The 18,811-nt window shown below is 41.0% G+C and carries 18 protein-coding genes; 13 read left to right on the forward strand and 5 right to left on the reverse strand.

Features of this window, described 5'->3' with window-relative positions; translation table 11 throughout:
* Positions 1-51: 51 nt before the first annotated feature.
* The 3 genes from NR125_RS11660 (at position 52) to NR125_RS11670 (ending at position 3,297) form a co-directional block, all read left to right on the forward strand.
* Positions 52-1,518, forward strand: a complete 1,467-nt coding sequence (locus NR125_RS11660) for a protein adenylyltransferase SelO (protein WP_071155902.1) — start codon at positions 52-54, stop codon at positions 1,516-1,518.
* Positions 1,519-1,673: 155 nt separating this feature from the next.
* A complete protein-coding gene (locus tag NR125_RS11665) occupies positions 1,674-2,516 on the forward strand; it encodes an SPL family radical SAM protein (protein ID WP_372675458.1) in 843 nt (280 codons plus the stop codon).
* Between the two features lie 28 nt (positions 2,517-2,544).
* Positions 2,545-3,297: an AAA family ATPase gene (locus NR125_RS11670; protein ID WP_071155904.1), complete on the forward strand. Its 753-nt coding sequence runs from the start codon at positions 2,545-2,547 to the stop codon at positions 3,295-3,297.
* A 41-nt stretch (positions 3,298-3,338) separates the two neighbouring features.
* On the opposite strand, the gene NR125_RS11675 is transcribed toward NR125_RS11670, so the two are convergent.
* The 4 genes from NR125_RS11675 to NR125_RS11690 all read right to left on the reverse strand — a co-directional run bounded on the left by NR125_RS11675 (position 3,339) and on the right by NR125_RS11690 (position 5,184).
* Positions 3,339-3,755 (reverse strand): VOC family protein, encoded by a 417-nt coding sequence (locus NR125_RS11675; RefSeq protein WP_071155907.1) that lies wholly within the window; start codon positions 3,753-3,755, stop codon positions 3,339-3,341.
* A 94-nt stretch (positions 3,756-3,849) separates the two neighbouring features.
* The gene (locus NR125_RS11680; RefSeq protein WP_009335772.1) at positions 3,850-4,152 is read right to left on the reverse strand and encodes a DUF5634 family protein; all 303 of its coding nucleotides are present in this window, start codon (positions 4,150-4,152) and stop codon (positions 3,850-3,852) included.
* Positions 4,153-4,239: 87 nt separating this feature from the next.
* Positions 4,240-4,680, reverse strand: coding sequence for a MarR family winged helix-turn-helix transcriptional regulator (locus tag NR125_RS11685; RefSeq protein ID WP_009335773.1), 441 nt, complete (start codon positions 4,678-4,680; stop codon positions 4,240-4,242).
* A gap of 27 nt (positions 4,681-4,707) precedes the next feature.
* Complete coding sequence (locus NR125_RS11690; RefSeq protein WP_256815359.1) at positions 4,708-5,184, reverse strand: glutathione peroxidase; 477 nt, start codon at positions 5,182-5,184, stop codon at positions 4,708-4,710.
* A 144-nt stretch (positions 5,185-5,328) separates the two neighbouring features.
* Between NR125_RS11690 and NR125_RS11695 the strand changes: the two genes are divergently transcribed.
* From NR125_RS11695 to hemG, 3 genes are all read left to right on the forward strand, one after another.
* The gene (locus NR125_RS11695) at positions 5,329-6,345 is read left to right on the forward strand and encodes a DUF1835 domain-containing protein (protein WP_252246037.1); all 1,017 of its coding nucleotides are present in this window, start codon (positions 5,329-5,331) and stop codon (positions 6,343-6,345) included.
* Positions 6,346-6,520: 175 nt separating this feature from the next.
* Positions 6,521-7,582: a C45 family autoproteolytic acyltransferase/hydrolase gene (locus NR125_RS11700; RefSeq protein WP_009335776.1), complete on the forward strand. Its 1,062-nt coding sequence runs from the start codon at positions 6,521-6,523 to the stop codon at positions 7,580-7,582.
* 144 nt (positions 7,583-7,726) lie between these two features.
* Positions 7,727-9,112 carry a protoporphyrinogen oxidase gene (gene hemG, locus NR125_RS11705; protein WP_071155911.1) on the forward strand — a complete coding sequence of 462 codons (1,386 nt, stop codon included), beginning with the start codon at positions 7,727-7,729 and terminating at the stop codon, positions 9,110-9,112.
* Positions 9,113-9,150: 38 nt separating this feature from the next.
* Here the strand turns inward: hemG and NR125_RS11710 are convergent, their stop codons facing one another.
* A complete protein-coding gene (locus NR125_RS11710; protein ID WP_009335778.1) occupies positions 9,151-9,375 on the reverse strand; it encodes a hypothetical protein in 225 nt (74 codons plus the stop codon).
* A gap of 115 nt (positions 9,376-9,490) precedes the next feature.
* Here NR125_RS11710 and NR125_RS11715 point away from each other — a divergent pair, with 115 nt between their 5' ends.
* From NR125_RS11715 to allC, 7 genes are all read left to right on the forward strand, one after another.
* Positions 9,491-9,856 (forward strand): DUF488 domain-containing protein, encoded by a 366-nt coding sequence (locus NR125_RS11715; RefSeq protein WP_009335779.1) that lies wholly within the window; start codon positions 9,491-9,493, stop codon positions 9,854-9,856.
* A gap of 130 nt (positions 9,857-9,986) precedes the next feature.
* Positions 9,987-11,495 (forward strand): amidohydrolase family protein, encoded by a 1,509-nt coding sequence (locus NR125_RS11720; protein WP_071155913.1) that lies wholly within the window; start codon positions 9,987-9,989, stop codon positions 11,493-11,495.
* The gene (locus NR125_RS11725) at positions 11,492-12,964 is read left to right on the forward strand and encodes an amidohydrolase family protein (RefSeq protein WP_071155915.1); all 1,473 of its coding nucleotides are present in this window, start codon (positions 11,492-11,494) and stop codon (positions 12,962-12,964) included. The genes NR125_RS11720 and NR125_RS11725 overlap by 4 nt, the downstream gene beginning before the upstream one ends.
* A 142-nt stretch (positions 12,965-13,106) precedes the next feature.
* Positions 13,107-14,654: a glutathione ABC transporter substrate-binding protein gene (locus NR125_RS11730; RefSeq protein WP_175502135.1), complete on the forward strand. Its 1,548-nt coding sequence runs from the start codon at positions 13,107-13,109 to the stop codon at positions 14,652-14,654.
* Positions 14,655-14,726: 72 nt separating this feature from the next.
* Positions 14,727-15,962 carry an amidohydrolase gene (locus NR125_RS11735; RefSeq protein WP_071155917.1) on the forward strand — a complete coding sequence of 412 codons (1,236 nt, stop codon included), beginning with the start codon at positions 14,727-14,729 and terminating at the stop codon, positions 15,960-15,962.
* Positions 15,963-16,095: 133 nt separating this feature from the next.
* Positions 16,096-17,487: an allantoinase AllB gene (allB, locus tag NR125_RS11740; protein ID WP_019383471.1), complete on the forward strand. Its 1,392-nt coding sequence runs from the start codon at positions 16,096-16,098 to the stop codon at positions 17,485-17,487.
* A gap of 43 nt (positions 17,488-17,530) precedes the next feature.
* Positions 17,531-18,793: an allantoate deiminase gene (gene allC / locus NR125_RS11745; RefSeq protein WP_071155919.1), complete on the forward strand. Its 1,263-nt coding sequence runs from the start codon at positions 17,531-17,533 to the stop codon at positions 18,791-18,793.
* The last annotated feature ends 18 nt before the right edge of the window (positions 18,794-18,811 follow it).

The raw sequence follows: 18,811 nt of genomic DNA on the forward strand, positions 1-18,811 counted from the left end.
GTATAATAAATGAAAATGACACTAAATCCATGCAGACAGGAAGGAGATAGAATGACGACTATTAATGAAACCGGATGGAATTTTGATAATAGCTATTCACGGCTGCCGCAGACATTCTTTTCAAAAGTAAAGCCAAATCCTGTACAATCACCTGAGCTGGTGATCCTTAACGAGCCACTGGCGAAATTTTTGGGACTAAACATTGATGCATTGACAAGCGAAACTGGCATTGAGGTGCTTTCTGGCTCTCGAGTTCCAAAAGACGCTGACCCTCTTGCTCAGGCTTATGCAGGGCATCAGTTTGGACACTTTAATATGCTTGGAGATGGCCGGGCCATGCTGATCGGCGAGCAGGTAACTCCTGAGGATAAACGGGTGGACATTCAGCTGAAGGGCTCCGGCAGAACTCCGTTTTCACGCGGCGGAGATGGGCGGGCGGCTCTAGGCCCGATGCTCCGGGAATTCATTATCAGTGAAGCCATGTATGCTCTGGGAATTCCCACTACCCGCAGTCTGGCAGTTGTAACAACAGGTGAAGCGATTATCCGGGAAACTGAGCTTCCAGGTGCTGTACTGACAAGAGTGGCTGATAGCCATATACGGGTGGGCACTTTTCAATATGCGGCAAATTGGAGGCCGGTTGATGAGCTTAAAACACTGGCAGATTACACGATTCAGCGCCACTACCCAGAAATTAAAGGCGATGAAAATCCTTACAAGACACTCTTGCAGAAAGTGATCAAACGTCAGGCTGCACTCATTGCGAAATGGCAGCTAACAGGTTTTATCCATGGAGTCATGAACACCGACAATATGACAATTAGCGGAGAAACCATCGATTATGGTCCGTGCGCCTTTATGGATAAGTATGACTTGGCAACCGTATTTAGTTCCATTGACAGAGAAGGCCGGTATGCTTATGGAAATCAGCCTTATATAGGCGGATGGAATCTGGCAAGGTTTGCTGAAACCCTCTTGCCCCTGCTGCATAAAAATGAGGAAGATGCTGTAAATATAGCCCAGGATGCAATTTCGGAATACAATAAAATTTATCAAAGCCATTGGCTTGCAGGGATGAGGGCAAAACTCGGATTTTTTAATGAAGAAGCACAAGATGAAGCCCTATTTACCAGCCTTCTAAAGATGATGCAGAAGTCTGGAGCAGATTATACAAACACCTTCCGTTTATTAACATTAGACAAGCCTGAGGAAACTTCGATATTTGATGATCAAGAATTTGCAAACTGGCATGGACAATGGCAGGAAAGGCTGAACAGGCAGAAGGAATCGAAAGAAGCAGTGAATGAATTAATGAGGAAGAGCAACCCATCCGTCATCCCCCGGAATCACAGAGTTGAAGAAGCTCTTGAAGCAGCTGTTACCAAAGGGGATTACAGCGTGATGAAAAAGCTTCTTGCAGCACTGAAGGATCCTTATGCCTATACAATAGAACAGGAAGAATACTGCAAGCTGCCAGAGCCATCCGGCATGCCATATCGAACATTTTGCGGAACTTAATATAAAGAAATGAACAATTTAGAGCGTTAGCTGTAATTTTGCAAAGCCTGGCCCCATTAGTGGGGCAGGCATTTTTTATTTAAGCAGTTAGTGCTTTATTGTTGACTTCAGGAAATCACGGTGTTATTTTTAAGACAGAACATACATTCGATTTGGTGATAATCCTGAATATACATCTTGAAGAAATCATATCAAAAAGTATCTTAACACCTGCCAAAGGTGCAATTGACAACTTTACTCATTCATTGAACCCCTATGCGGGCTGTGCCTTTGGCTGCAAATATTGCTACGTTAGGGAGCTTCCTGTTTCCATTTTTCGTGAAGAGGAATGGGGTGCGTGGATTGATATAAAATCAAATGCGGCCGAACTTTTGGAGAAAGAATTGGTTAAAGCTAAAAAGAGGGGAAAAGTTGCTTTATTTATGTCCTCTTCCACAGACCCTTACCAGCCGATTGAATATGCCTCAAAACTGACAAGAAGTTTATTGGAAGTTATGCTTAAAAATCAGCCTGACTTTTTACATGTACAAACCCGTTCTCCTATGGTGAAGCGGGATATTGATTTATTTCAGCAATTCGGAGATAGTATCAGAATTTCCATGACAATCGAGACAGACAAAGAAGAAGTCAGAAAGGCATTTGCACCAGCGGCCCCTCCCATCCCGGCAAGAATGGCTGCACTAAAAGACATAAAAGATGCAGGAATTATAACTCAAGCAACAATAGCCCCGTTACTGCCTTGTTCAAGAGAATTTCCTGCAAAACTTAAGTCTATTGCAAATCGAGTTACAATTGACGATTTTTGGATGGGGGATGGAAGCGGCGGACGCAGGACTGAGAGACTTGGAATCCGCAAGATTTTTGATGAGCTTGGTTTGGAGAAATGGTATAATCCATCTGCATATAAAGTGGTTCTTAAAATGCTGGACCGGGAATTTCAAGATGCACCCATTCAATTAGGTATATCCAAGGCTGGCTTCAGCCCTGATGGCAAATAGCTGACTATAAAATATATGAGGTATTTTTATGGATCTGTTAAGTTCACAATATGTAAGAGGTATTAGCCTTAAAAGAGAAGAAATTCCTTCCTTCAATCAGTATCCCTTCAACCTTCCCAGCTTGAAAACCATGGATGAGGTGCCTTTCCACCCGAAAGTAACCTTTCTGATTGGAGAGAATGGAATGGGAAAGTCGACACTGCTCGAGGCAGTAGCGGTTGCACTAGGATTTAATGCAGAAGGCGGATCTTTCAATTTTAACTTTTCAACCTTCGATTCGCATTCTGTGCTGGGAGATTATCTCAAGGTGATAAAAGGCATAGATAGGCCGTCTGATGGTTTTTTTCTAAGGGCAGAGAGTTTCTATAATGTCGCTTCTAATATTGAGGAAATGGATCGGGAAGGTGGCGCACCAAAAGTAATCGACTCCTTTGGAGGCCGTTCTTTACATGAGCAATCTCATGGAGAAGCGTTTTTCTCTACGTTTCTTCACCGGTTTCGCGGCAATGGGATTTACATCCTGGACGAGCCGGAGGCAGCACTTTCTCCTTTGCGGCAAATGTCCATGCTGACAAGAATTCATGATTTGGTCAGGGAACACTCACAATTTATTATTGCCACACATTCTCCGATCATTATGGCCTATCCGGAGGCAGCGATATATGAATTCAGCGAGGAAGGCATTTCAGAAAAGAAGCTGGAGGAAACGAATCATTACCGCATCATGAAACAATTCTTTGATGATAAGAAAAGGATGCTTCATCATTTGCTGGATGAATAATAAAAATGGAGGCTTCAGGCCTCCATTTTTGTCTATGTATCTTATTCACTTTCGTGGCTGAACATCCAGTTTATACCAAATTTATCTGTTAACTGGCCAAAGCTCTTGCTCCAGAAAGTTTCCTGCAGCTCCATTGTTACTGTGCCGCCTGCCTGCAGATTGTTAAAATACTTTCTCAGCTTATCCAGGTCATTAATGACAACTGCGAGATTAATGTTATTTCCTACTGTAAATGGCATACCGGGAAAAGTATCTGAAAACATAACATTACTGCCGCATATGTTAAGGCTTGAATGCATGACCAAATTCTTTGCTTCCTCTGGAAGAGGATATTCAGGATTTTGCGGTGATTCACCAAAAGTTGAAATCTCAGGCATTTCCAGTTCAAAAGCCTTTACATAAAATTCAATTGCTTCGCGTGTATTTCCCTCGAAATTAAGATAGGCATTAACAGCCATTCCTTTCACTCCTTCCTAATACAATTCCATTATAGACAAAATATTCTAAATTTAATGTAGTTCAAAAGTCAAAAAGTGAAAATCAGAACAATTTTTATAATTCCTGAAGTGCTTGATCTACATTATTGAAGCCTCTTCGGTCAATGCTATCAGGTTCATCCGATTCAATTGTCCACTCAGTTTTTGCAGGAGTTAATCCTCCATTTTCATCTTTAATGAATGGACTATGTACGTGATAAGTTTTCCCTGCCTTTTTCACCGTGTATCCTATATAGCAGTGATGATCCTGGCCTTCTTCCTCGAAAATACCAATATCGTCGATTCCATATTTGTCTAAATAGGAATGAAATGGCTCCTGCAATGCATTGATAATTTGCTCTCTTGGTAAAAACTCCATGACGTATGCTCCCTTCCGATTATCTATCCCTTAATATGGCTTTTTTTGCAGGGATTAAACACGGAACTGTGAAAAGAGTACTCCGCATCAGCGAAGTACTCTGCTTCTTAACTTAAATCTAAGTTTTCCGAGAAGCTCCATAAGCTCTTCATATTCTTCCAGCTGAATCCTGCAAGCCTGAATGGCCTCTCCGACATTTTGGGTGATAACCTCTTTTTCTTTGCGTGCTTTTTCCTCGAGGAAGATATACACCTTGCGTTCATCAGCTTTGGAACGCTCTTTTCGAAGCCAGCCATTAGAAATCATTCTGGAGATCATAGGTGTGAGTGTCCCCGTGCCAAGATTTAGTCTTTCTCCAAGCTCCTTTGCTGTCACGCCATCCTTTTCCCAAAGTGCCAGAAGTACCAGATATTGGGGATAGGTTAAGCCAAATGGCTGAAGGGCACTTGTATACAGTTTTGTAAATTCGCCTGCTGTTTCATAAACAGCAAAGCATAGCTGTTTGTCCAGTGTAAAAAAGTCTTTCACATAATCACCTGATTCTAATCTCTAGCATTACAATAATTTCGTCAAATCATCCTCGATTTTTCCTGGTTCAGTTGTAGGTGCATACCGTTCTACAACCTGGCCATTCCGGTCCACGAGGAATTTAGTAAAGTTCCACTTAATGTTTTTAGACAGAATTCCCTTTTTCTGTTCTTTTAGGTAAGCAAATAATGGATCCGTATTGTCACCATTTACATCAATTTTAGCGAAGATCGGAAAGGATACACCATAATTAAGCTGGCAGAACTCAGTTGTTTCCTTAATATTATCGAATTCCTGGTTATTGAACTGATCACAAGGAAACCCAAGAATTTCAACGCCGCTGTCTTTATACTTTTCATAAAGCTCCTGCAGTCCTTTGAATTGGGGTGTTAATCCGCATTTGCTGGCTGTGTTTACAATAATCAGAGGCTTGCCTTCATATTCTTTCAAAGATTTCAATTCACCATTTGTTTTTTTGACTTCAAAATCATAAACCGTTGTCATTAGGATACCTCCTACTTTTAATCGTGTACGATTTAATCTTAAGCGATCTAAACTCCTTTTGCAAACAAATCAGCTTTTTATGAAACTACCATTAAGTTTATTCGTAGAAAAGGTAGGTTTCAATTTCATTTACAAAGGGTGATCATGATGATGGACGAATTGCGGGAAGCGATTGAGAAACTCCCGGAGAGGGGAGCGAAGAGCTATCTATTCCACATATTACTTCGGGTTCACTTATTGAATAACAGTGTTGATTCCCAGGAAGAGATACTCGAACTGCTAAATGATATTCAAAAAAGGATACTCTTTTATTCTCAAGAAAGAAAATTGGAGCGGGAATATGAAACATACCATATTGTGTGTGGAGAATCACCGGCAGGCGCTTTAAAGGTTGGGCTTAGTAAAGAAAATAAGGTCATTGGCTATCCTGATTTTTTTAGTAACGGACCTCTCTGGAAGCTGCATGAAGAAGAGGGCAGAAAAAAGCGATTAGAATGGCTGATGGATCACATTAATATGCATGAAGATTACCTGGAAATGAGATATGAAAGAAAAGTAGCTAAAGCACTTGAAGAGATAGATTCTATTCCAGCGGGAAAACCGATCGTTATCTGGACAGCTGACAATGCAGATGAACAAACTGGTTTACGGTATTTCCTTCACTTATTAAGAAACAAAGAAAATAATGTGCATGTTATTAATACTGCTCAGTCATATAAGGAGCTTTTCCCTGCGAAAAAGCATCAATCCATTTTAAGGCACTCAGGCGAAGCAGCTCCTGAGAAGCTGAAGATGATGCTGGAAAATCACTTAGGAAGCCCTTTATCTGCAGAAGAAAAAAATAGGTTTGTATCTGATTGGCAGTCCCTCTCCAAAACAAGGGAAGTATTGCGTATATGGGAAGATAATGAAATACATAGTGTACCAGAGAGTTATTTTGATGAATCTATCATCGAGTCAGCCAAAAAGCTGCATAAAAGCAACAAAGGTTTTATAAAATCAGCCAGATTAATTGGTGAAGTGATTGGGCATCTGGATGAGCCAATTGGTGATGGCTTTGCAGAGTATAGAGTAAGATCCTTAATTTATAACGGAATATTAGCCATAAAAGGAATTCCGAAAAGTATGAGGTATTATAGCATTAAACTGAAAGAATTTTAGATGAATCCGGTTTTTCACCGTAATCAATTATCCCTGTCCACCGTGTGTTAGTATTATTTCGGTCTAGCAGCAGTCCGGTACTTGAAGTGAATTAATATCTAAAAGCCATCTGCTGGAATTTCATGCAGGCTTCATTTATTCTTAATAAAAGAAACGAATAGAAGAGGGATTTATCTTGAAAAAGATTTACAGTGATATAATTCAATTCCGCGGAACCCACTTTGATTTTGGTTTCATGCAGGGAGAACTTATAAAGGATTCTCTTTCTGTGAAAAATCGGGAGGATCAATGGAAGGTAAGAAAGCCGCGATTTTCAATAAATGAAGCAGAAGTGAAAAAAGCGATTACAAGGTTTGCCCCTGGTATTTGGGATGAACTGCTTGGGATACGGGAAGCATTGCAATGGCCGATGGAGCGGGTTATGCAGGAGTTTGGCGGCTATCGCCTCGATTATGTCCGCTCGGGCTGTTCCATCCTTACAGGGGCTGATTACCTGATCCGCAATTATGATTACCATCCGAAAACCTATGAGGGGCGCTATACTTTTTATCAGCCAACAGATCAGGGATATGCGATGATTGGCCCCAGCCAGAGGGTGACCGGGCGGATGGATGGCATGAACGAAAAAGGACTTGTGATTGGATATAATTTTATGAATCGGAAAAAGCCTGCTGATGGCTTTATCTGCTGTATGATCGGCCGCCTGATTTTGGAGGCATGTGCAAACGTGGAAGAAGCGGTTGAGATGCTAAAGGAAATACCGCACCGTCATTCCTTTACATATGTGGTGCATGATACAAGCGGAGAGACTTATGCAGTGGAAACATCTCCGAGAGGTGTAAAGGTCCGTCAGACAACTGCCTGCACAAACCATTTTGAAATCATGAAGGATGAAAATCGCAACCATCTAGCTGACAGCCTGCGCAGGCTGGATGTCATGAAAAGCCATCAGGGTGAGCGATTAGATGCACATGATGCTTTCCGCCTCTTGAATGATAGCGATAAAGGCGTTTTCTCGGATCTTTATGGAAGCTGGGCCGGGACGATTCATACATCCGCCTATTTGCCGGGGGAGATGAAGGCCTGGTTTGCGCTCGGCGGCGACAGAGAGCCGAGTATTTTTGATTTTGGGCATTGGCTCGATGGACAGGATATTGAAATGAATAGAATCACTGGTGAAGTTGATACGGACATTCCTTTTTTGCATATGGATGAACAGGCGAATTGGTTCAGGTAATAATGAAACGGAGAGATGTGTTCTCCGTTTTTTCCTTTTTTAAAAAAATAAATTCATCATTTGTACAAACCATCACATTCTTTCATCACTTCATGTTATGGTACACTTTATATATGAATTGGATGTAAACTGAGGTGCATACGAGTGAAAACAGTATTGGTCATAGGCGGCGGTGTAACAGGATTGTCCGCTATGTATGAACTGAATAAGTGGAAAAAAGAAAATGATCAGGATATAAGGCTTGTACTGGCAGAATCAGCAGAACTGCTTGGCGGGAAAATCCGCACTGTCAGGGAAGGCGGATTTGTAATAGAAGCGGGAGCTGATTCGATTGTTGCCCGCAAAGCGAATGCGATGAACTTTATCCAGGAGCTGGGGCTGGAGGAAGACGTTGTCTACAATGCTGCGGGGCGGTCTTATATATACAGTGATGGTGAGCTGAAGCTGATACCGGCAGATTCTGTGTTTGGGATACCGGCCAGTGTTGAATCTCTTGCCAAATCTGCTCTTGTTTCAGCAGAAGGAAAGGTTGAAGCCCTGAAAGATTTTTATACGAAAAATGATAGCTTTACAAAAAACGATTCCATCGGCGATTTCCTGGAGCATTTTTTCGGAAAAGAACTGGTGGAAAAGCAAATTGCGCCTGTTCTTTCAGGTGTATATTCCGGGAATCTCAGTGACTTAACCATTGCTTCGACTCTTCCGCAGGTGTTTGATTATAAAGAAAAATACGGCAGCATCATTAAAGGTTTTGAAGAAAATAAAAAGGTGTTCCAGAGCGGAGGGGGAAAGAAGTTCCTTTCCTTTAAAAAAGGTCTGGATGGATTAATAGATGCTTATGAGGAAAAATTGGATGAATCAGAAATATTTAAAAACACGAAGGCAGTTAAAATAGAGAAAAGTGATCGTAAATATATAGTCGATTTCTCGAATGGCGAAACCCTGGAGGCCGATCATGTGGTGCTGAGCATTCCGCATAATGCCGCTGCAGCGCTGTTCGATCATGAGGAGCTGAAGGCGGAATTCGAACTTTTGAAGAACAGTTCCTTAATCTCTATCTATCTTGCTTATGATATTCCAGACAGCGAGCTGCCTGAAGACGGGACAGGCTTCATCACTGCAAATACGGATGAATTGACTTGCAATGCCTGTACATGGACAAGCCGCAAATGGGAGCATACCTCAGAAAGCGGTAATCTGCTTGTTAGATTATTTTATAAAAGCAGCCATCCGGCCTTTGCATCTCTAAAGGAAATGAACGATGAAGATTTGCTGCAGACGGCTTTGGCCGATATTGAAAAAAGCCTTGGCATTACATCTGTTCCCGCTGCCAGTGAAGTGACGAAATGGACTGAAAAAATGCCAAACTATTTGATATCCCATCCGCAGACAGTAGCTGCACTTGAAAACAGGCTGGACCAGGAATACCCTGGAATATGGCTTGCAGGCTGCTCCTATTATGGTGTAGGAATTCCAGATTGCATCGAAAATGGGGTAGAAACTGCCAGAAAAATTATTGATCGTATATAAACCAAAATCCCCTTCTGCTAAAGATGGGGATTTTTTTCTTATATGATTTTTGTATGATCCTTAGGACCTTCAATTTTCATTTGCTCAAGCTCGAGCTTCATTTTTTCTGTTTCAAGCAGAAAGTTTTCCTGCTTCAGCTTTTCCAGGGTGATTTCATCTTTTATCATATTGTGTTTAATTTTTGCCAGTCTTTGTGTATGAAAAGTCAGGATGGCGATGATGGGAATAGAGAAAGTCATCACTACAGCAATAGTACCTGTCAAATTCCTTGCACCTCACATTTAATTGAATTAGAAAATTTTGTATAATTTGTATTTGTATAAATTATAGCAAATGACAAGTGAGATAGAAACGCGAAAATAATCTGGTGGTGAAGAAATGGCTGAAATTACTATAAAAAGAGTATACGATCCGTATGAAGAGGCTGATGGATACCGGGTATTAGTGGATCGGCTGTGGCCGAGGGGAATTAAAAAAGAAGATGCACATTTATCAGCCTGGGAGAAAGAGGTTGCACCAAGCAGCGAGCTTAGAAAATCTTTTAATCATAAACCTGAACTTTTCGGTATATTTCGGGAAAAGTATCTCATTGAACTGCGCACACAGACAGACAAGATTCACAAGATGGAAGAACTGTACGAGATATCAAAGAAGCAAAAACTAACATTACTATATGCTGCAAAAGATACAGTAAATAATCATGCAATTGTATTATTAGAAGAATTATTAAGGAAGGTGAAATAGAAGCTTAACTTTATAGGAAGGAAAAAAATAAAAAATAGGTAGAAATACTTTAAAAATAAGTAATAATTCTGAAAGTTAAGTGTTTTCTTTTTTCCTATACTTTAAGTTAAAAGAAGTGAGGGAGAAGGAAATGATTGATTTACTCCTGATTCATGGAACTGTCATTACTATGGATCAAAACAGGCGGATAATCACCGATGGAGCTGTTGCCATAAATGGAAGCAGGATCCTGGATGTGGATATGAGTGAGAAACTATTGGAAAAGTATGAGGCAAAAGAAGTGATAGATTGCAGCCATCATTGTATCCTGCCTGGATTAATAGATGTACATGGACATGGCGGCCATTCGATGTTTAAGACAATTGCAATGGAAAGCTTGGATTTTTGGATGCCAATTATGACGAATACGTATAAGCATTTTGTAACAGACGAATTCTGGTATTTTGAAGGAAAGCTTTCTGCACTTGAGCGCCTGAAGGCGGGCATAACAACAGGTGTATCTGTTCTTGGCTCAATGCCAAGGTCGGATGACCCGGTTTTTGCCATCAATCATGCAAGAGCCTATGCAGAAACTGGTGTCAGGGAGGTTGTTTGCACCGGTCCCTGCAATCCGCCATGGCCTCATTCATTCAGCAGGTGGATAGACGGTCAAAGAATTACTAAAGAAGTCACCTACGAGGAAGTGTTAAATGGTGCTGAAGCAGTAATTGAAGCTTTAAACCATGCCAATCAAGATCAGACAAGAGCATTTATTACCCCTTTCGTAATTGTTACATCAGTTGAACCATCTGGCCCAACTTCACCTGCGAAACTTCATCATTTAACAGAGCATGATTTATACCAAGCAAAGAAAGTCAGAGGAATTGCCAGAAAATATAATACAAGAATCCATTCTGATGCTTTTGGAGGCATGATTCACTTAGCAGTAAAAGATTGGGAGAATGCTCTTTTAGGTCCTGATGTTCATCTTCAGCATTGCCGTGGGATATCCTTTGATGAAGCGAAAATATTAGCTGAAACCGGAACAAATGTCAGTGCCTCTCCTGGATTCTCTCAAATTCATGCCCGCACACCGATGATAGAATTGATCGAGCTGGGAACAACAGTTGCAATATCAACAGATGGCACTTCACCATCCACTAGCTTTGACATGTTTCAAGCCATGAGAAAAACACAATTTATACATCAGGCAGCTCATAGAGATGAATATTGCTTACCTCCTGGTAAACTTCTGGAGATGGTTACGATTGATGCTGCAAAATGTATTGGATGGGATGATGAATTGGGCTCTCTTGAAGCGGGGAAAAAGGCGGATGTTATAACTGTCAATATGCATCAGCCGCACTTAACACCTGAGTTTATGCATATTCACAGGCTCGTCCATCAAGCTTATGCAACTGATGTGGGGCATGTTATCGTAGATGGCAGGGTCCTTATGAAAGACAGAGCAGTCTGCTCCGTTGATGAAAGATCAGTTTTGGCAGAAGCAAATGAAGAAGCTAACTCAACAATTAAGCGTGCAGGGCTTGAAAAATACATGAAGCAAACGAAATATTTTTGGGGTCACACACGAACCTATGGGGATGGTATGGATCATGATAAAGAATCTGATATTGTGGAGAAAGGGGAAAATCAATGAAGACCAGGCTAAAGGGGAAATATGTAATTGGATATGATGGAAAAGATCATGTCCTGATAGAAAATGCTGAGGTTGTATTTGAAAATGATACCATCATTTATGTTGGAAAAAGTTATTCGGGCCAAGCTGATAAAGTTATAGATGCCGGCAGCGCTATAATCAGTCCGGGATTCATTGACTTGAATGCATTAGGCGATATTGATCATGATATCTTGCATTTGGAGGCCAGTTCAGCAAGACAGAAAAATCTGCTTTGGTCAGAGAGGTATGTTAAGCAAGGGCACCATGAAATTATGACAGCTGAAGAAGAGGCTTTTAAATCTTTATATGCCTATTCACAGCTGATCCTTCATGGAATTACAACTGCTATGCCAATCACTTCTGTTCATTATAAAAAATGGGCAGAAACATATGAGGAGCTTGCTTCAGCAGCGAGGCATGCTGCTGACTTGGGACTGCGTATATACCTGGGTCCAAGCTATCAATCGGGGATAAGGGTCGTCCAGGCAGATGGCAATATAAAGATTCATTGGGATGAAGAAGCTGGAAGGCAAGGATTAAAAAGAGCTGTGCGCTTTTTGGAAGAGTTTGATGGTTCATTTAATGGTTTGGTCAGGGGAATGCTTGCCCCTGAGCGGATTGAAAGTCAAACGGAAGAAAGTCTTCTCCGTACAAAGCAATATAGTGATCACTATAAAGTTCCGGTAAAATTGCATGCAGCCCAAGGTGATTTTGAATACCATACAATGATTGAGAAATATGGCGTAACGCCAATTAGGCATTTATATAACCTGGGATTTTTAGGATCCAGAACGGCGATTCCTCATGCCCATTTTATTGCTGGCTACAGTGGGGCAAAAATTGGTGGTGGAGATGATTTGTCACTGCTGAGGGAAACGGGCACAACTGTCATTCATTGCCCATTAATAATTGGAAGGCACGGACAGGCAATGGAATCCTTTGCAAAATATAAACAGTCAGGAATTAATTTAGCGTTAGGTACAGATACGTTTCCTCCGGACATGTTCCAGAATATCAGAACAGGGAGCATGCTTTCCCGGATCGTAAATAAAGAAGTTAAAGACTCAGCATACTCAGATCTTTACCGTGCTGCAACTTTAGGTGCTGCAAAGTTTCTGGGAAGAGAAGATTTGGGCCGTCTTTGTGCTGGCGCAAAAGCAGATATTATTGCAATTGATTTAGACGGATTCCATATGGGAGTATTAGATGATCCCTTAAGAACAGTGATTGCAAGCGGAACTGGAAGAGATGTAAAGTTATCCATTATCAATGGGAAAGTAGTCATGACAGACCGAAAAATACCCAACCTTGATTTAGAGGAATTAAAAGGAAAAGCGCAAGAATATTTTATGAAAATGAAAAAAGGTTATTTAAAAAGAGATTATCAGGAGCTTCCTGAGAATGAATTGATGCCGCCTTCTTTTAGGTTTGTTGATTCTATTGATTAGCAACGACGTTTTTTATAAGTAGTAGAAAAAGTTTAAAAACATGTAAAGAAAGTAGAAACAGATTAATCAGAATATTTTATATAATTAGACAAAGGATTTAGAGCTGAAAAAAGGGGGAGTGTAATTGAAAGTGAAAAAAAGAATGGGGTTAGTGATCTTAGCTCTGCTGATCGTGATCCTTATTTCAGGATGTTCGACTAAAAAGCAAGTTAACAGCAATCAGGACTCCAAGGGAACAGCATCTGAAAACGGCGAAACATTAGTTATAGCCCGGTTATCTGACGCAGAAAATTTAGATCATCATTTTATGTCGACGATCAATGCTGCCAGCGTTACACATAATAAAATTTATGAAGGTCTTGTTGGTCGGGATAAAAATGCCGAAATCAAGCCGCTGCTGGCTGAAAAGTGGGAACAATTAGATGAAACAACTTGGGAGTTCAAACTTAGAGAGAATGTTACATTCCACGATGGGACTGCATTTAATGCTGATGCAGTCAAAGCAACATTTGACCGGTTATTAGATCCGGAAGTTGCATCTCCAAGAGCTGTAGTATTCAAAATGGTTGAAGAAGTAAAAGCAGTTGATGAATTTACTGTTCAATTTAAACTATCAGAACCTTTTTCACCCTTACTATCCATATTGGCCAGTCATGAAGGCGGCATTATCTCACCAAAAACACTTGAGAAATATGGAAATAAAGTTATTGCAGAACCTGTAGGGACAGGTCCATTTGTATTTGAATCCTGGACTCCAGGTAAGGAAATTGTTTTTAACAAAAATGAAAAGTATTGGGGGACTCAATCTAAGCTGGAGAAAGTCATTTTTAAAATCGTCCCTGAAGAAACAACAAGGATATCTATGCTTGAAACAGGCGAAGCTCACATAGCCGAACCTTTATCCGTCACAATGATGGAAACGGTGGAAAACTCCAAAAATGCAGAAATATTCCGCAGTGAAGGATTTGGTACAGAATATATTGGGTTTAACGTTGAAAAGGAGCCATTCGATGATGCCCGAGTACGCAAAGCTATTGGACATGCTGTTGAAATGGATTCTATCCTGGAAGGTGTATTTGAGAATGTTGGGAAAAAGTCCAATTCACTGCTTGGGCCAAAGGTATTTGGATATCATGAAAGCTTAGAAGCATATGAATATAATCTCAATGAGGCAAAAAGGCTTCTGGCCGAAGCAGGCTATCCAAATGGTTTTGAAACAACGTTGAAAACAATGGATAAGAAAGAATGGATCAATATGGCGGAAGTTCTTCAGTCTCAGCTGAAAGGGATAGGAATCAAACTGGACATTCAGGTATATGAATATGGGACATTTGTCGAACAAGTAAACCGCGGTGATTCCGAGATGTTTATTTTAAGCTGGAGAAATGCGACTGGAGATGCTGATTATAATCAATATAACCTTTTCCATAGCAGTTCACACGGCCCTGCCGGAAATACCTTCTTTTACAGCAATAAAGAAGTGGACGGCTTAATAGAAGCTGCACGGGCTGAAAAAGATTCGGATAAGCGGATGGAGTTCTATGCAAAAGCTCAGGAAATCGAAATGGAAGAATCTATCTATATTCCGGTTCGTGTAATTGAGAATATGGCTGCTATTTCAAAAGATGTAAAAGGCTTCTCTATAAGTCCATCTGGATACTTGGAGATCAATGACATTTCAATTAAATAAGACTCTAAGATAAGAGGGATATCCATTCTGGGTACCCTTTTATCTTGTCCGGGGCCGGAAAGGTGAATGAAAATGAATAATAGCTATTGGCTAAAGAATGTGCGTTTGGAATGCGGATACAAAAATGAGAATAATAGAGTGTCAGGTACTATAACAGATCGATTTCATTTATTAATAGAGGACGGCTGCATTGCAAAGATTACGAAGGACTTAGAGGCTTCATCTGATGATCTGCCTATAAAAGATGCAAAGGGACTGCTGCTATTGCCATCCTTTGTTGAAAAGCATGTCCATCTCGATAAAACCTATATGGGGGATAAGTGGAGGGCCTGCATCCCTGCATCGGGTGTTATAGAACGGTGTGAAATTGAAAAGAATGCATTGTTATCTATGTCTGCAAGTACCTATCAGCGATCAACAGCATTACTTAAGCAACTCATATCTTATGGATCAACTCACATTAGAACCCATGTGGATATATACCCTGAAGTCCAATTACAGAATTTAGCTGAAGTTCAGCAGGCATTGGAGGAATTTTCAAGCTATGCAAGCTCCGAGATTGTTGCCTTTGCCCAGCATGGCTTGCTGCGCTCAGGGACACCTCAGCTTATTAGAGAAGCTATTAGAAATGGTGCAGGAATTGTAGGTGCGGTCGATCCAGCTACCGTTGACAACAATATTGAAGCTTCGCTTGTTCAATTGATGGATCTAGCTGTAGAAGGCAATGCAGATATTGATTTGCATTTACATGATCCTGGTCACCTTGGTACCTTTACAATGAAAAGGCTGGCCTTTCTGACTAAGGAAGCTGGCTGGGAAGGAAGAGTAGCGATTAGCCATGCATTCGGCCTGGGTGATGTTTCAAGGGCAGAAGCCGCTGAAATGGCAGAAATTTTAAAAGACGCAAGTATATCGATCGTTACTAGCCTCCCGACTGGCCGGGCAATCCCGCCTGTTGATCTGTTAAGTGAGTGTGGAGTAGAGGTTGCTGTTGGAAACGATAATATTTTTGATTCCTGGTGGCCAACAGGCAATGGCGATATCCTGGAAAGAGCAGGCCGCTTAATTGAACGGTATAGATGGACAGATGAAAAGTCTCTTTCGCAAGCATTTAGATATATTACAGGGGGCAGAACACCGCTGGATCAGAAGGGAAACCAGATCTGGCCAACCCCTGGAGATGAAGCCAGCATGGTCCTTGTCGATGCAAGCTGTTCAGCAGAGGCTATGGCTAGAAGAGCGGAACGCCATGCAGTGTTCTACAAGGGGAATTTAGTTTGCGATAAAGCAGGGAAGAAAAGAAATTGAAGAAGTAAAGAAAGCTAAAAAATTAATAAAAGAATCCGAAAAAAATAGTTCGATTTTTTTATACAATTTAATAAATCAGTTAATGAGGTTCCTCGAAATACAGAACAAGATTAAAAGTAACGGAGGAAATGCGATGATTTATGATTTGTTAATAAAAGGCGGCAAAGTGGTTCTTAAAAACGAGGTAGTTAACAATGATATTGCCATTATTAATGGAAAAATTGCAGCGATTGCGGAGACGATTGACCATGAAGCTGAGCTGATTATCGATGCCTCTGATCAATATGTCATGCCTGGAATGATCGATACTCATGTGCATGTTTGTGAGCCTGGCCGAACAGAGTGGGAAGGGTTTATAACTGGAACTAAAGCACTGGCAGCAGGAGGAACTACATGCTATGCGGATATGCCCTTGAATGCCCTTCCGGCTACGATAGACAGGCATACACTGCAATTAAAAGCAGAAGCAGCCAAGGGGAAGAATTATATTGATTATGCATTTTATGGCGGACTTGTTCCAGACAATCTTGAAAGACTCGAAGAGCTTTCAGATGAAGGAGTTATCGCCTATAAATGCTTTATGTCCACTTGTGGAACGGATAATCCCGATGATTTTTCTAATGTGGATGATTATACCCTTTTTGCGGGGATGAAAAAGATTGCTGAACTGGGTCAAATTTTGTCGATTCATGCGGAAAATGCCCAAATTACTGATCGATTAGGCGAAGAGTTAACCGCACAGGGCAGGACAGCAGCAGCAGATTATGTCTTTTCACGGCCTGTTTTAACAGAGGTTGAAGCAGTGAAACGCGCCCTTTATTTTGGAAAAGAAACGAAGTGCCCTATTCATTTTGTGCACATTAGCACCGCAGAAGCGGTAGAAGAAATTATGAAGGCCCGAAGCGCGGGTCAGGATGTCTCTCTTGAATCCTGTCCCCATTATTTTACGATATCAGCTGAACAGCTTGAGAAAATTGGCCCGGCTGCCAAATGTTCTCCTCCACTGCGAAGTATAGAGGAACAAGAAAGGCTTTGGAAAAAGTTAATAGAAGGCAAGATTGATATGTTAACATCTGATCATTCACCATGTCCGCCTGAAATGAAGCATAGTCCTTCAAATAATTTTTTCGAAGTGTGGGGAGGAATCACAGGGTGTCAAAACAGCGTTGATTTAATGTTTGATGAAGCGGTTTTGAAAAGAAAACTGCCAATCACTCATTTTGCAAGGATGATTTCTTCTAATCCCGCTGAACGTTTTAACATTCCCAATAAAGGAGAAATAGCAGTATCAATGGATGCAGATATCATCTTCATTGATGCTAATCGTTCCTATGTTGTTGAGGAGGAAGGCCTATATTATCGGCATAAGCATAGCCCATACATTGGAAGGATGATTAATTGCCGGATAACCAAAACCCTTGTCCGCGGCAAGATTGTATATGATTTGGATCAGGGGATTGTTGGGAAACCACTCGGAAAAGCCCTTAAGTTAAAAAATGGCAGGTCAACTTTGAATATGATCTGAAATTAAAAAGTCCGCAGAAAGATTATAGATAGGGGAACTGGGTATGACAGACTTAATCAATTTGCAGGGGAAACTTGAATATGAAAATTTAGCAAAAAATATTGTGAAAAGGCTTGAATGGCTGGGCTCATTTGCAAAGGACCCAGAAGGAGGAATTACCCGTCTTCTATATTCCCAACAATGGACGGACACTCAGCAAGCTTTGAAGAGATGGATGGAAACTGAGGGTTTGGAAGTAAAGTTTGATGAAGTTGGAAATCTCAGCGGAATACTAAAGGGGGTAAATCAGACAGAAACCGTTTTAACTGGGTCGCATATTGATACCGTGAAAAATGGCGGGTTGTTTGACGGCCAATTTGGCATAGTAGCTGGGATACTGGCTTTAATTTATTTGAAAGATTATTATGGGACTCCAGAACGCAATCTCGAGGTTGTTTCACTGGCAGAAGAAGAAGGAAGCAGATTTCCTTATTGCTTTTGGGGTTCAAAGAATATTGCCGGATACGCATATAAAAAAGATGTTGAAAATCTTACAGATTCAAATGGAGTAATTTTTTCTGAAGCCATGGGTGAGGCGGGGTTCAGCTATAGGGATGAAACAAAATCTCCGCGGCAGGATTTGAAGGTATTCGTTGAAATCCACGTCGAACAGGGAAATGTCCTTGAAACTGAGAAAAAATCTGTTGGTATTGTGAAATGCATCGTTGGGCAAAGGCGTTTTACAATTGAAGTAAAAGGTCAAGCCAATCATGCTGGAACAACACCCATGGCATATCGAAAAGATGCTGTATATGCTGCCAGCCAAATGATACATGAAACACTAAATATGGCAAAGCAATATGGCGATCCGCTTGTAGCAACCGTTGGGAGGATTGATATTTCACCCAACACTGCAAATGTGGTGCCGGGAAAAGCTGCGTTTACTTTAGACCTGCGCCATATTGATAAAAATACGATGTCCCATTTTACTGAAAGATTTATAGAAAACATAAATGATATATCACGAGAGCATGGGGTTGAAACGGTCATTGAAAAATGGCTTGATACGGACCCGGTCCCAATGGATCCTGAAATTACAGAATTGATTGAAAAGAAGTGCAAGGAGAAAAATTTGAGCTATAAAGTAATGTATAGTGGTGCTGGCCATGATGCACAAATTTTTGCACCGTCCATTCCGGCGGCTATGCTATTTGTGCCGAGCGAAAAGGGCATTAGCCATAACCCTGGTGAATATACTGCGCCTGCTGATTTAGCTGAGGGAGTTCAAGCACTGATCAGCACTTTATATGAACTGGCTTATAAATAATATTAATGAAAAGGGGAG

It is taken from the genome of Cytobacillus sp. Bac17 (assembly GCF_024519925.1).
Classification (GTDB): domain Bacteria; phylum Bacillota; class Bacilli; order Bacillales; family Cytobacillaceae; genus Cytobacillus; species Cytobacillus pseudoceanisediminis.

What these genes read in the sequence shown, in the direction of transcription:
- NR125_RS11660 (WP_071155902.1), top strand. Translation starts at nt 52, where the DNA reads ATGACGACTATTAATGAAACCGGATGGAATTTTGATAATAGCTATTCA.
- NR125_RS11670 (WP_071155904.1), top strand. Translation starts at nt 2,545, where the DNA reads ATGGATCTGTTAAGTTCACAATATGTAAGAGGTATTAGCCTTAAAAGA.
- NR125_RS11675 (WP_071155907.1), bottom strand. Translation starts at nt 3,755, where the DNA reads ATGGCTGTTAATGCCTATCTTAATTTCGAGGGAAATACACGCGAAGCA.
- NR125_RS11680 (WP_009335772.1), bottom strand. Translation starts at nt 4,152, where the DNA reads ATGGAGTTTTTACCAAGAGAGCAAATTATCAATGCATTGCAGGAGCCA.
- NR125_RS11690 (WP_256815359.1), bottom strand. Translation starts at nt 5,184, where the DNA reads ATGACAACGGTTTATGATTTTGAAGTCAAAAAAACAAATGGTGAATTG.
- NR125_RS11695 (WP_252246037.1), top strand. Translation starts at nt 5,329, where the DNA reads ATGATGATGGACGAATTGCGGGAAGCGATTGAGAAACTCCCGGAGAGG.
- NR125_RS11715 (WP_009335779.1), top strand. Translation starts at nt 9,491, where the DNA reads ATGGCTGAAATTACTATAAAAAGAGTATACGATCCGTATGAAGAGGCT.
- NR125_RS11720 (WP_071155913.1), top strand. Translation starts at nt 9,987, where the DNA reads ATGATTGATTTACTCCTGATTCATGGAACTGTCATTACTATGGATCAA.
- NR125_RS11725 (WP_071155915.1), top strand. Translation starts at nt 11,492, where the DNA reads ATGAAGACCAGGCTAAAGGGGAAATATGTAATTGGATATGATGGAAAA.
- NR125_RS11730 (WP_175502135.1), top strand. Translation starts at nt 13,107, where the DNA reads ATGGGGTTAGTGATCTTAGCTCTGCTGATCGTGATCCTTATTTCAGGA.
- NR125_RS11735 (WP_071155917.1), top strand. Translation starts at nt 14,727, where the DNA reads ATGAATAATAGCTATTGGCTAAAGAATGTGCGTTTGGAATGCGGATAC.
- allB (WP_019383471.1), top strand. Translation starts at nt 16,096, where the DNA reads ATGATTTATGATTTGTTAATAAAAGGCGGCAAAGTGGTTCTTAAAAAC.
- allC (WP_071155919.1), top strand. Translation starts at nt 17,531, where the DNA reads ATGACAGACTTAATCAATTTGCAGGGGAAACTTGAATATGAAAATTTA.